Source organism: Arenibacter sp. F20364, from assembly GCF_023015905.1.
GTDB lineage: Bacteria > Bacteroidota > Bacteroidia > Flavobacteriales > Flavobacteriaceae > Arenibacter.
In genome coordinates, this window is sequence record NZ_JALKBD010000042.1 from 1 (window position 1) to 14268 (window position 14268).

General features: G+C 34.3%; 12 protein-coding genes. 4 read left to right on the plus strand and 8 right to left on the minus strand.

Annotated elements, in window-relative coordinates:
- The 3 genes from MWU84_RS21360 to MWU84_RS21370 all read left to right on the plus strand — a co-directional run.
- Positions 1-902, plus strand: a 902-nt coding sequence (locus MWU84_RS21360; RefSeq protein WP_246905542.1) for a fibronectin type III domain-containing protein, incomplete at its 5' end; no start/stop codon positions are given.
- A 16-nt stretch (positions 903-918) separates the two neighbouring features.
- On the plus strand, positions 919-2337 hold the full coding sequence (locus MWU84_RS21365; RefSeq protein WP_246905544.1) for a tyrosinase family protein: 1419 nt from the start codon (positions 919-921) through the stop codon (positions 2335-2337).
- Positions 2338-3593: 1256 nt separating this feature from the next.
- The gene (locus MWU84_RS21370) at positions 3594-4229 is read left to right on the plus strand and encodes a GNAT family N-acetyltransferase (RefSeq protein ID WP_246905546.1); all 636 of its coding nucleotides are present in this window, start codon (positions 3594-3596) and stop codon (positions 4227-4229) included.
- A gap of 410 nt (positions 4230-4639) precedes the next feature.
- Here the strand turns inward: MWU84_RS21370 and MWU84_RS21375 are convergent, their stop codons facing one another.
- Positions 4640-5005, minus strand: coding sequence for a heavy metal-associated domain-containing protein (locus MWU84_RS21375; protein ID WP_246905549.1), 366 nt, complete (start codon positions 5003-5005; stop codon positions 4640-4642).
- Positions 5006-5014: 9 nt separating this feature from the next.
- Positions 5015-7276: a carboxypeptidase-like regulatory domain-containing protein gene (locus MWU84_RS21380; RefSeq protein WP_246905552.1), complete on the minus strand. Its 2262-nt coding sequence runs from the start codon at positions 7274-7276 to the stop codon at positions 5015-5017.
- Positions 7277-7600: 324 nt separating this feature from the next.
- Between MWU84_RS21380 and MWU84_RS21385 the strand changes: the two genes are divergently transcribed.
- The gene (locus MWU84_RS21385; protein ID WP_246905554.1) at positions 7601-7960 is read left to right on the plus strand and encodes a hypothetical protein; all 360 of its coding nucleotides are present in this window, start codon (positions 7601-7603) and stop codon (positions 7958-7960) included.
- A gap of 101 nt (positions 7961-8061) precedes the next feature.
- Here the strand turns inward: MWU84_RS21385 and MWU84_RS21390 are convergent, their stop codons facing one another.
- The 6 genes from MWU84_RS21390 to MWU84_RS21415 all read right to left on the minus strand — a co-directional run bounded on the left by MWU84_RS21390 (position 8062) and on the right by MWU84_RS21415 (position 14076).
- Positions 8062-9069: a GNAT family N-acetyltransferase gene (locus MWU84_RS21390; RefSeq protein WP_246905557.1), complete on the minus strand. Its 1008-nt coding sequence runs from the start codon at positions 9067-9069 to the stop codon at positions 8062-8064.
- A 9-nt stretch (positions 9070-9078) separates the two neighbouring features.
- Complete coding sequence (locus tag MWU84_RS21395; RefSeq protein WP_246905559.1) at positions 9079-10098, minus strand: ATP-grasp domain-containing protein; 1020 nt, start codon at positions 10096-10098, stop codon at positions 9079-9081.
- 16 nt (positions 10099-10114) lie between these two features.
- A complete protein-coding gene (locus MWU84_RS21400; RefSeq protein ID WP_246905563.1) occupies positions 10115-11131 on the minus strand; it encodes a GNAT family N-acetyltransferase in 1017 nt (338 codons plus the stop codon).
- Entirely contained in the window at positions 11131-12000 is an 870-nt protein-coding gene (locus MWU84_RS21405; protein ID WP_246905566.1) for a pyridoxal-phosphate dependent enzyme, read from the minus strand. Before MWU84_RS21405 ends, MWU84_RS21400 begins: the two co-directional genes overlap by 1 nt.
- A gap of 93 nt (positions 12001-12093) precedes the next feature.
- The gene (locus MWU84_RS21410) at positions 12094-12705 is read right to left on the minus strand and encodes a sugar transferase (RefSeq protein WP_246905569.1); all 612 of its coding nucleotides are present in this window, start codon (positions 12703-12705) and stop codon (positions 12094-12096) included.
- A 216-nt stretch (positions 12706-12921) separates the two neighbouring features.
- Positions 12922-14076 carry a glycosyltransferase family 4 protein gene (locus MWU84_RS21415; protein WP_246905571.1) on the minus strand — a complete coding sequence of 385 codons (1155 nt, stop codon included), beginning with the start codon at positions 14074-14076 and terminating at the stop codon, positions 12922-12924.
- Positions 14077-14268: the final 192 nt, after the last annotated feature.

Sequence of the window (14268 nt, forward strand, 5' to 3'; positions counted from 1 at the left end):
GTGTCAGTATCGGGACCACTACGGGAGCCCTTACTTTCAATGTAACGGGACTTACCCAAAATACAACCTATGCCTTTACGGTAACGGCAACGGATTCAGCAGGGAACGTTTCGCCGGTCAGTAATACGGCAAATGTCACCACCTTGACGGCCGCTGATGGTCAGGCACCAACTGCACCGAGCAATTTAGTGGCCAATGGAACCACCACTACTACCACGAACCTTTCTTGGACAGCTTCTACGGACAACATAGGGGTTACTGGATACACCATCTTTCAGGACGGTGTCAGTATCGGGACCACCACTGGCGAACTTACATTTAATGTAACAGGACTAACTCAAAATACTTCCTTTGCCTTTACGGTAACGGCAACGGATGCAGCAGGGAACGTTTCCCCAGCTAGTAATACTGCCAATGTCACTACAACCGGCAGCGGGATTATAGATTATACTTCAGAAAACTCAAATTTGCCAACCATTGATTGGACGGCAAGGGATTTGTTTGCCAGTAGAAATGTGGGGATTGGAACAACCAATACACAGGGTTATAGATTGGCTGTTGACGGTAATGTTGTTGCTGAGGAAATAAAAGTAGAATTATCACAAAATTGGCCGGATTTTGTCTTTACCAAATCTTATGGTCTACCAACCCTGGAGGAGGTAGAGAGGCATATTTTGGAAAAGGGACATTTGCAGAATATACCTAACGCTATGGAAGTAGAGCTAAACGGCATAATGTTAGGAGAGATGAATGCAAAATTACTTCAGAAAATAGAAGAACTAACTTTATATACGATCCAACAGGAAAAGAAAATAATAAAGTTAGAAAACGAAAATAAGAAAATTCAATTATTGTCCGAAAAATTGTTAGAATTGGAAGGATTGATAAAAGGTAATAATTAGAAAAATATAATGTATCATGAATAAATATTATGCATTATTTGTTTTAGCAATTTCGGTTTTTCACGTTGAAGGGCAAAGTATACGTAAAAATTTTACCGAGATGTCCCAATATGAAAAAATTGAATTGGTGAACGGCTTTTATGCTTTAAGATCGGGTGGCGATTTGATTAATGATTTGGCGACCTTTCATAACGATTTCTTCAATTTTGATAATACCATTGATCCAACGCGCTTGGATTTACATTTTAATCTCCCGGATGAACCTGAACGGGATATATTTCTTGCTTGGCACAGAAGACAAATGTTCGAAGTGGAACAGGCATTGCAAAATGTAAATCCAAGAATTAGTTTGGTATATTGGGACAGTTCTGTGGAGAGGTCTGTAAATTCAACATTATGGAACCAAGACTTAATGGGGAGCTTTGATGCGAATTGGAGCTTGGGGAGAGACTTGGGAGGAAACGGTTCTTTACCGGTTACAACTGGTACAGGCGATAATAATGTTAACGTGATTCAAGGCATAAATGGGACAAGTTGGCCAGCTCCGGATTCTCAAACAGTAGGATTTTATGCATATTCCAATCGTTTGGAACGGAATAGGGTACATGCTGGTCCCCATGAATGGGTCGGAGGAATGATGCCTACCGGTGCATCACCAAGGGATCCCGTTTTTTACTTACACCATGCCAATGTTGATAGACTTTGGCAGGAATGGGAAATGAATAATCCTGGTTCATCCGGCTTCCTTAGGACATCAATGTTACGTTACGATGGGACCTATGTTTTTAATGGACAGACTTTGCCATCAGTAGATCCTAATAGTATTATAGATAGTAGGGTTTTAGGTGTATTTTATGCCAGAAATGGGCTTGCGGTCTTGGATAATTACATTGTAAGCAATACATACAATCCAGAAGAGGTATTTTATTATCAGTTTTTAATTGAAGCAGGAGATGACGGTTTTATTGTGCCCTCTGGTCGTGTGGCTAGAATAGAATCTTTAAATACCATTGAATTAAAGCCAGGTTTTATGGCTGCAAGTGGTTCCACTTTTACTGCGAGGATAGATGTAGGTAATTCAGGGCTTACCGGAAAATCTAATGGTGCTTTGGTTGTTAATGATAAGCCATTTGACCATCTTGACATTAAAAACATTGTGGAATGGCAGGAAGATAATAAAGATGACAGTCCTGTATTTTTGACTACATTTCCAAACCCTTTCGTAAACAAAATTACGATTAATCTAAATAAAAAAACGGATTGTTCCATAGAAGTATTTAATATGATGGGCATGTCCATTAGAAAGGAATCTTTTCAAAATACGGATACTTTGGAAATAAATAATCTATACGGCCTAGCATCTGGTATATATGTTATACAGGTCGTTAATGGACAGGGCGAAATTTTATTGGCCAAAAGGGTTGTGAAACTCTAGGTATTGTATTTCAAAAAATATTATAGTAAGTATATAAATGGAAAATAGCTGGGATATACCGGATCAAGTCTTAAGCATATAGGATATTAGGAATCTTGATTCGCTATTAAAAATAAACCTTTCTATTCTTTACATTTGTTATAGCACATTTAGGAGTAAGTCCAATTTTGAAGGATACATAATTGGACTTGCAACAAAAAAAATGGACCATTGGATTAGCGTAATGAAGCTACTTTTTGATTATACAATTTTATTTCAATTTTCCGGTTAGTCTTTTAATCCAAAGAAGAGTGTTCACTTCTTCTATTGTACCATATTTTTTTCTATTGAAATACAGATAATTCTGCTTCTGACCTTATAGGTTAATTTTGGTTTAAAACCCATTCTACCTTTAAACTTTTATAGTATAAATCAGCTACTGTGTTGTCCCAACAATTGCCTTTTGTTCCCATACTTTGTTTTACCGATCAATGATAACTTTTAAGGATCTTGGAAAAACCGTAACTTACTTGCTGTAAACCTCTATCCAAATGGAATGTAAGTTCGTTCGTGATGTTGTTTTTTAGAGTTGTCAATTTCCGACCAGGAAGGACGGTGTCACCGGCATTCAAAGTTTGGCCCATTGACCATCCAACGACCTATCGGTGGAACAATTCTATGGTCACCGTTTAATACATCCAGACTTGTGCGGTCCAGCACTCACACTTTACTTGCTCTAAAACGATAAAGTCCTGGTTCAATATATTGGTAGCTATTGGACAGTTTTGTTCACCATGTGTGGTAGATTTAAATTTTGGCTTTCTTTTAGCAAACAGACCATTTATATTCAGGATCCTGTAGCCTTAACTAATAATGGGTAATGCTAAATTTATGTTCGATTAAATATTTTAAGTCCATACATTTCGAACGGCTCGCTCCATTAAGTAATGAAAAAAGTGTTCTGAAAGTTGTCGGATTTACGTACTTTGTACATTCGTATTTAGAATAATACACCGTTATTAAAGCTGGATATTCATATTCAGGGTTTTGTTTTGTTATAAAACACAAATTAATTTACTTAATATCATGTATTTAAAATGGCTCTGAATGTGCCTAATAAGAAGTTTTATTCTTTAGTGTAAAAATCATATAAAGCCAAAGAATTATTTTTCTAGGGCAATAATATTTAATAGGGCTCTTATACTTTTAATAAATATGATTCTAAAAATGACCATTGGTATATTCTGTTAACTTCCTAAAACCGATAATTGTCAATTATGGATATTGAAAGAAGTGAATATTTTAGGGTTCTGATGATTCGAAATAGAATTCGAAATGGACTATTCCTTTTTACTTTAAGAAACTTTATAACCCGATTTGGTCTGGATATCTATCCTTATTATTGGGATAAGGAAGAATTTTCTCTCAGCACTGAGCCAAAGATTAAGGATAATCCTGCCAGCTATAATGTGGTTGATGTAACAACAGATGAAATAGGTATATGGAATAAAGTTCAAGGAAAGCCTCCAGGAACATTGGAGAAGGAAATTGAGGAAGGTCATTTGTGCTTGGGCTTAAAATATAAGGGTGATATTGTAGCCGTGTTGTTTGCTAAATGTGAGGATTTTATCTTTAAGAAACGGACCTTTAAACTAAATGATGATCAGGCATATATTTACAATCTTTATACCTTTGAAGCTCATAGAGGCAAAAACCTAGCGCCCTATCTGCGCTACCATTGTTATAAAAGATTAGTAGAAAAGGGAATCAATGAAATATATTGCATAACAGCGTTCTTGAATAAATCATCGCTTAGGTCAAACAAAAAATTGTGCATAAGGCATGAGATATTGTTTCTGTATGTTGGGCTTTTCAAAAAAAAATACTGGAACTTTATATTGAAGCATTATTAGACATAATGACCTAAATCTCCCTAATTGGAGACTTAAAGCTACCCAGCTAATATTAAAAAGGATAAATATTTGTCATATTAGCTTTATGTTAACGGTGTAACTTGGAGGTTTAATCCTTGTTTCGTAAAATCATATCTGCAAGACTATAATTAAATAAGCAAGAGTAGGTGATTTATCGAGTTATTCTTTAATTGAGGAATTTATCTTTGTGTGATTTTGAAGTTTAATATGTAGAAAATCGACTTCCCGGCTAGTGGATCTATTTGGAAACAACCGGGATCAATCTATTCAAATAGGTTTCCACTTCTGATAAAGCTAGAACCTGGACACTCTTAATTTATACAGAACACTCACTTAAAAGTAAAGGAACTATTATTAAAAAATATTGACACTTTGTTATTTCTTATTTCTTAGTGTTTTGCGCCGTGATCTAGATGAATGCTTGCCGGATCTCGATATTTACAGCAGGGAGGTAAATCATTATAGGTATTATCATCTGCTTGAGCCGAATCAGTATCGTGACCAACCTTTGCAATAGCCTTTTTGACATCTAGGGGTGTGCATTTATTCTCATCCAATATTAGAGTCAGTTGCTTGGAGGGGATGTCCCAATTTACATATTTTACTCCTTTGACCTTAAGGGACGCCTTCTCTATTCTTGCTTTGCACATCGCACAATTTCCCTTTACCTCAAAGGAGACCTTCTTATTTTTGTCCTGTGCATAGGAGTGTACTGAAGTAATAATCAATAGTAAGCAAATAATTAATTTTTTCATATCAATAAGTTATAATTTATATCTTAAACCAACATAATAAGTACTTCCTAAAACAGGGGCATATAGGATGGTACTATCAAAATACGGTCCAAAGGGATCATCACTTCCCAATATAGCCATTTCCTGGGTATAATTTGCTATATTTTCCCCGCCTATATAAACTTCAAATTTCTTTGAAAACACTCTAGTGACCTGGGTATTCATTAAACCATATGAGGGTGAAAATGACGCTAATTGGTATTCGTTAGGGTTTAAAGATGTACTGGGTAATCGTTGTTCCCCCTGCCAGTGCAGGGTATAATCGAATCGCCATTGGGATCCATTCGATTTTCTAAGGGTTTCATAACTTAAATTAGTGAAAAAACGATGTTTGGGTTGTAAAGGTTTTGTTAAACTACCCGAGCGGTAATCAACCCTAATATCATAATATTTGTAGGTCGCCCTAATGTCAAGATTTTGAACTATTTCATAATTTAGATCTATTTGCAAACTATTGGAATAACTTTTACCCTCCAAATTATAAAATGATATTTTTCTAGGATCCTCCCAATCAATTACCACCTGATCTTGAAACTGTGTACTGTAAAAATCAGCAGAAAAATCCAAGACCCTATTCCAGAGATATAATTTTTGGATAAAACTTATTCCAAAATTCCAGGCAACTTCCGGTTTAAGACCGTAAATTTTACCTGAGTTTTCGATGATTTCCAAATTTCGGGACGAAGCGAAAAATTGTTGATTTTCTGCAAATATATTAGCACCTTTTACGCCCTTGCCAAAAGAACCCCTTAGACTTGCCTTATCCCAAAGCGAATATCTTATATGGAAACGTGGGGTGAAAAAGTTGCCAAGTTTATTATGGTGATCCATTCTAATTCCGGCTACTAAACTTAATTTTTCCAAGCTATCGTAACTATATTCAAAAAATGATCCTATAGTATTGTCATTCCTCCCTAAGCGTAGCCCATTCACCTGTTCGTCATAATAGTCATTACTATAATTGATGCCAGCCTTTATTTTATTTTGTGTATTATTAATGATGCTGTTGAAAATTAAGTTGGTGTAAAATGAGTTTTGCTTTATATTATACTGGTTTAGACCATAATAGGAATTTTGATCGTGTATGTTATATGATGTCTGTATTCCTATACTCTGATAAGGCAGTTCTGGGAAAACATAGCCTACTTTTGAGGAAATGTCCAAACGGTTACTTCGTACCTCGCTTCCCCAATAATTAGTAGTTAATTTATCCCGTTCCGGTACAAAATTTCTCTGCCCGGTATTTTTTTTGTCCTTTAGATAATGAAGGGTTAAAAAACTTACCCAGCCTTTTTCGCTGTCCATGTATTGCCACCTGTTCATTAAATTGATTTGTTCGGCCAAAGGCGTATCTAGGAAGCTATCATTATTATTGTCTATGGTGCCATTTCTTAAATTGCCATGGACATAAATTCCTGTTCCTAAATTTTCGGAAATTTTCTTGTTAAATCTTCCGTTAAACTCATACCTCTCATAATTATTGGAATAGATGTTCAAAAACAAAAGTTTGTCGCTTAGCGGTTTCACCAATTCCGAATTTATTTGTCCAGAAATACTTTCGTACCCATTTTGAACCCCACCCGAACCTTTGGTAATTTGTATGCTTTCAATCCAAGATCCTGGAATAAACGAAAGACCATAAATTTGGGATGCGCCCCTTATAGACGGTATATTTTCTTGGGTAAATAATAGATAGGGACTATCTAAGCCCAACATTTGAATTTGTTTGGCACCAGAGACCGCATCTGAAATGTTAACATCTACGGTAGGGTTGGTTTCAAAGCTTTCCGAAAGATTGCAGCAGGCCGCTTTTAGCATTTCCCTGCTGTCCACTGTGACAACATTTTGTACTTCGAACAATGATTTTTGTAGTGGTTTTATATTATTTCTTACTATTACCTCTTCCAGATTTATTTCTTTCTGGAGTAATATTTTGCCAATATTAGGTCTATTGACATCTAAGGTATCTGTTTGGTACCCAGGATGGCTAACTACAAGTTTTTTGGTATTGTTGTTAAATGGTATTTTGAAATTTCCTTCCTTGTTGGTTAAAACTACGGCAGTGCTGTCCTGCCAATAAACATGAACCCCAAATTGTGCTACGGCCGTTCCGGAGCCATTATTTACAACTACAGTTCCCGAAATAGTAATCTGACTTGTAACAGCCAAAGGAATTGTAAAGAGAATTGCAAATAAAATAAGCTTATTAAATGAATTTTTTAACAAATGCATATGAAGAAATTTTCTTTGGCTTTATAATCTCTATATCTTATTTATCAACTAGGAATTATATTATGATGATGGCTGTTTCAGGTAGAAATAATAATTAATGTATATTGATTGGTCAATAAAAGGAATAAATAATTTTAAGTCAATAGGTTCTTTAGCTGCTGTTAATTTACTAACTTTAATTTTATTTTACTCTCCCCTTGGTTAGAATGTTTTAATTGTTGTTTAATAATAAGAGTAACGTCTAACGGACCCCAAATATTGGACTTGGTTGTTAATATTTAAGTAATACAGGAAAAGAAATAATTAAGAATTAAAATCAAAATCATGAAAACTTCATTTTTTTTACTTCTATGTTCTATTCTCATTTTCTGCGAGAGTCATACTGTACTTGAGAAGCAGGAGCAGACTAAAATTAGGGTGATAAACAATAGCGCATATGAGCTTACAAATTTGGCCTTATTTTCTATGAAGTTTAATAATTTATTACCAGGTGATTCCACTGCATACCAGGTATTGGACTATGATGAATTAAAGGACGATCCAATGATATATTGTATCGTAGATCAGAATAATTTGTCATTATTTTTAAAAATGCCCGAAAACGAGGGTAATTTTACCTATTCTATTGATAGTTTGGATTTGTCTAAAAAAAGAATTTTCTTTAACATGACAACCGATAATTAGATAATGCAACGATTGTTATTTAATTAGATTGATAATTCCTGACAGCTGGCAAATTGCCCTAGGGTATTAATCTATTAGTAAAACTTCAATAGAAATAGGCTTTATTCAATTTGAACATTCTGATTCTTTACAAATATATTTTTAACCCCTTTCTTTTTCAGTTTAAGTTTTGTTTGGAAGTATTTTTGCATGCCTTTCGCCAAGGTTCTAGAAATAATAGAATTTTTATTGTAGAATACATGATGGTCCAAGGTGTAAGTATCAGTGCTCCATCGATTTTTATAACCGTAATTTCCCAGCCCTAAATCGAAAATTCTAATGTTGTTTTCAAAACATATTTCGAATTGATTGGTTAAGTACATATTTCCTATTTCATATTTGGCAAAATCAATGTCGAATACCGAGATAGCTCCCTTGATACTATCCGGGGTGTTGTAGTTAAAACAAATTGAAATAGGCTCGGAACCATTATATATAATGTAAAAAGAAGCATTTTTGGTGTTAATTAGAGGGAAAAATAGTTCATGATAAAAATTCCAAATGTGATCATTTAAATGCCGATTATATTCTTGTTTATCGTCATATCTTTTTTCCAATAACTTGCGAAATGATTCAAATACTTTTTCATATTCCGTTTCTGAGATTTCCCCATAATACCATTTATAGGAAATATCATGCCTAGATTCCAGGAGCCTTTTGTTTCTCTGTATTTTCTTAATTCGGCTTTGGCTTAGTGTGGCCGTAAGGTAGCTATCTAAATTATCAAAGGATTTAAAATCGATTAAATACCCAGTTGAATCGTATATTTTATGTAATCCAATAGCATTGTTATAGTCTAAAAAATCAGGACTGTAATATGTTGGAACGTGATAAATTAGAATTACACCGTTCTTTAATTTCTTGGCAGTTTCAACTGGTCCATTTAACGGTTTTGAATATGATATGCCCAGTGATAAATTCTTGCCAACGTTGATAAAGATGGGAAGGAACTTATTTTTGACAAACGATATATTATCAATAAAATTGAACTTATTTTCTAATAAACCATTACCAAAATGTTTCAACCAAGTTGATGAATATATTTTGGAATTAGCAGCAATATCTTTCATTGGGTATTCTTAATAATTATTTGGGATTTTCATCAACATATCACATTTCGAAAATAGCTGTCCAGGCTTAAACTTGTTAAATTCACTTACATCCTTGTTATTTTTCAGCCACGAAATATAGATGGCAGGGGTGTTTATGCCAGCTTCATGTGAAAAAGGATAGCCTCCTCCAAATCTTGGATTTAATTCTAAAATGTAAATTTTATCTTTCACAACAAAAAAGTCGCAGTCCATATTGCCAATGTGCTTTGTATGGTTTCCAATTAATTCGCCAAACTTGGAGAATTCATCTTTTATGACAGAAACGGCCTTATCTGTTTCACCAGATCGCATAGATAATTTTTTTCTTACGAAACAACCATAGTAATCCCCATTAAAATCGTTTAAGATGTCCATTCCATATTCCTCGCCATCCAATTTTTCCTGTATGATAATACTATGGTCTATATCACTGGAGCTAACAGTTTTAAGAATGGATTTTTCTATTCTCAATTTTTGTAATTCATAGGCGAGTAATAGCTCTTTCTCATTTTCGGCAACATCTACTCCTATAGATGCACTTCCCCACCTTGGTTTAACAATCAACGGGTACTGTAGACTATCTTTATTTAAGGCTTCCAAAACACTCTCTATTGTAATAAATGTTTTGGGTGTGGGGATATTTAGTTTACTGAAGAATTTATAGGTTTTCCATTTGTCGGACGACATGTCGATTACGTTTTCATCCGAAATAATGACTTTGGTTCCCATATCCTCAAATTCTTTTTTATGTAGGGAAAGTATCGGAAGTTCCAAATCATTCAATGAAATAATTGCCTTAACATTATTGTCTTTAACAATAGATTTTAAGCAATCAATATATTCAGCATCATATATGGACGGCACTTTAAATGCCAAATGGGCATCAACCAGGGCAGGAGCAGTTAATTGAGTGTCAACGGCTATTATTTGTCCTTTATTACCTAGGGCTTCTTTAAAATAATTAATTAAATAATTTCTTCTTCCGGCACAAGTAAATAATATATTCACGTTTCGTATTTAAGGGTTAAAGATTTAATCTATATTTTGGAAAGAAATTTGAATCGGCATTTTTTTGGTCCAAAGTTTGGAGTTCATCGTATTCATCCGGCATGGCTATTAATTTCCAAATATTGAAATCAACATAATTCTGGGCAAAACAAGATTTGAACTTCATTAAAGAACCTTCCCGTCCTCCGCTTCCACCGCCCATATCCAAATAGTTCATTTCATCTTTATGGCATAATTCCCTTATCTGGTCATATAAATATCTTACGGGACTTATATTGTAGTATTGGTCATTGGTACAAGCTAATTCAATATGAGAAATATGTTTTGTGCCAAAGTAAAAAACACCTGCCATAATTTCATTGGTTTCATTATGTATGGCCAAAATAATATTGGCATCCGCCATATCGGAATTTAAAAGTGTATTGAAATAGTCCTTGTTATAATAAAATGATTTATTAGCATTCAGTCTGTCCAAATTGCTGTAATAAATTTCCATAAAGGCCTCTATATCCTCAGAATTAGTAGCCATTCTATAAGTGGAAATTGGTTTTAATTTCTTTATTAACCGTATAGTATCCTTTTTGTAGCATAGAATTTGATCATTTACATCCATTTGCTGGTCAAAATATACCAATTCACCCACATTCTCTGTAGTTCCGAGTTTGGCCAGGGCTTCACTTTGTTTGCTCAAATAGGGATTCAATTTTGAAAATGCCGAAACAATCTTCTCCCTTTGCAACAAATTAAGAAATTCCTTCGAAAAATTATCTGAATCAAATGAATCATCAACATTAATGGATACGGGACCTAAATAGCCATGTACGGAAACCAAATCATATAATTCATCATTTATTTTTCGTTTTAAAAAAGGAAACCCAATCTCAGTGTTATTGTTTTTGTAAGTTATAAGAATTGGTTCTTCCCCAGTCTTCTTCATAACTTCGTGATATTCAAAAGTATGATACAGATCGTAGGATTCCATTCTTATGAGAAAGTTATTCCAATCTTCTTTGTTTTTTAAAATTTCCATCATTAGTTAAAATAGTTAAATATTCCTCCTGTGTTCCAGAAAAGTATATTTCCAGTAATCATCTGTTTTTTAATAATTTGTTGCATTCCGTAGAACGCTTTGGCCGTATATGTTGTATCCAAGGGGATCCCGTATTTTATATACGAATTGTTGGATATTTGTAATATTTCATCATTAAACTTTTCGTAGCCACCACACAAAAATTCATCAGCCACTGTTATATTATTAACACTTTCAGGTATTGAATAACGTTTACATAATTCGGAATAGAATTCCTTTATTATTTTTTCGGATCTTTTTTTTTCTCTACCAACTGAAATTCCTATGACCTTGGTCTTTAATTGATATTTGGATATACCTGCTAATAGACCGGCGTGCGTTGAACCTGTACCGCTGGCCAAGAAAATATAGTCAGGAGCAAAACCGCTTTTTTTTATTTCTTCGATAATGTCGATATAAGCCTTGCTACCTTCCAATGTATGACCACCTCCATATAGATAGAACGGCTTTTGGCCGAGAGCTTTGTAATTTAGCATGGCCTTGTCCATTTCAAGGGAGATTTCATCGGAATTGCAAAAAATCACGCTGGCATTGGTGTTTCTAATTAATTTGGCATTGCCATTTTCGGTTAGAAATTTTTCCTTATTCCCATGCAACACCAAAGTACAGTCCAAATTGTATTTGGAACAGTACAAAGCCGTGGCTCTACAATGATTGGATTGTATTCCACCTGTTGTAACTATTGAAGTATACTGACCTTCCTGAATTGTATTATGTAGCGCCATCATTTTGCGGGCTTTGTTTCCCCCTCCCAAGAGAGGAAATAGATCATCTCTAAAGATTGCAAAAGACGGGTTTATAGATTCAATCATAGGTAATAAAACTTAAACTATATTTAGATAACTTTAGCTTTTTAAGTTTAGATAGTGCTATTATAATAATCTAACATTGATTTATAAGTTAAGCTATTTTTTTTTTGTGCGATGTTCTACAAGGGTCAACATGTTATCATCCAAAATTACATCTGAAGGCCTAATTACCTTTAAAATTGTTTTGTAAATCAAAATTAGATCGTTTCGAAATGATAAATTTTGGACATATTGCACATCCAATTCCAATTTTTCGTCCCAACCCACGGCATTTCTTCCGGAGACTTGGGCCAGACCTGTAATTCCAGGTCTAACGGTGTGCCTAATAGCTTCCCTGGTGGTATAGTATGGCAAATAGTGGGTTCTGAGTGGCCGTGGTCCTACAAGGCTCATGTCACCTCTAATTACATTTATTAGTTGAGGTAATTCGTCGAGCGATGTTTTTCTTAAGATACTCCCCAATTTTGTTAATCGAACTTCATCGGGCAACAACTTGCCATTGTCATCTTTTTTGTCTGTCATACTTTTAAATTTGTACATTTTAAAGACAACTTCATTCTTTCCTGGCCGTTCTTGGGAAAAAAAAGGATTAGACTTATTGACGATTAAAGAAATAAACGCTACGATGAGAATTATGGGCAATAGGATTAAAAAAGCTAACAAGGCAGCAATTAAATCTATTAATCTTTTGAATGTTGACTTATACATTATTGGTTTTCCTTAGCTATATTTATGCTTCTATCGTAGTCGTTTAATTTTTAAATTAAAATCGGGACAAAAATATAGTTTGACGAAATTGTAGCCAATTAATTGTGTTCAACTATAAATTAAATCGGATTAATTGTAGGATACAAGATCAAATCGTTACGACTATTTAAATACAATAAACCTTATAAATTTAAGGTTTGTAGTTTTAATTAATTATTATTTTTTTTGATTTGGTGTTAATGAATCGTATTCTGCTAAAATTGCATTCCAAATTACAGATCGATCAAACCTGACCGCTATAGATTCTCTAACATTTTTGAATTTGGAAGTGCCATTATTAAGGGACTCAACCATTGCCTTGTAAAGGTGCTCTGTACTTTTAGGAGGAATAATACACCCATTCTGACCATTGATTATTATTTCGTTGCATCCGTTGATGTCAGAGACAATACTAGGAAGTCCCATAGCGCCTGCTTGCATAACTACATTCGGAAATCCTTCCCGGTAACTGGGAAAGGCCAGCATATTGGAAATAGCGAAATAGGGACGTACATCCCATTGCCACCCTAAATAATTTATATTAGGATTGTTCTTTATCTTTTCCACAGTTTCAGGAAATAAAGGGTCCAGTTTTTCTTCAAATTCCCCTAGTAAAAGAAGCTTGGTATCGCTAAACGTTTCCTGAATTTTACAAAAAGCCTCTACCAGTTCATTTATACCTTTATCCGTTACCATTCGGCCCACATTTATGAAAACAAAGTCATTTTTCCCTATATTCAATTCTTTGCGCAACGCATGATTATCCTCCAGGGAAAACAAATTAGGGTCGAAATGAGCCAGATCTATGCCATTGGAACTTCCATTTCCAATAACTTTTAATTTGCTCTGGTCAATGAAATTATGGTCTAAAATTATTTTTTCCAGACCAAAGGAGTTTGGATATACCCTGGTCGAAAAAGCATAGGTCATTTTTTCAACGAAATTTAATATTCGTCTTTTAATTCCGGTCGTCTCCAATAATGGTAGGCCGGCAACTGTATGCAGTCTATGTGGAACTCTTGCAAAATATGAAGCCATCATACTTAACAATCCCGCTTTTGGGGTGTGGGAATGCACTATAAAAGGCTTTTCTTCACTGAAAATAGTGTATAATTTGTACAATGCAATCAAATCTTTAAAGGGAGAAATACTACGTGACATTTGAACGGGAATTACTCTCACGCCCTGCTCTTTCCTTACATTGTCCAATCGAATTCCTTTGGAGGATATTCCTATTACCTCGAAATAATCACTCATAAATTTAAGCTGGTTTTGGAGTAAACCATCTAGAGAACCAGAAGTAGTGGTTATTCTAATAAGTTTTTTCTGCATTAGTTTTAGGTATTTTTTTGCAAAAGTATTGTTAATAATTTTTAAGAGGGAATTTTAGAATAGTTTTATCATGAAAACGTCGAATTAGTAATGACAAGGTTTATTGGGGTATACCTAGATCAAATGAATATTTTATTGTTAGTGAATACTTTTTAAACGTCATTATACACTAAATATTACGGTATTATATTG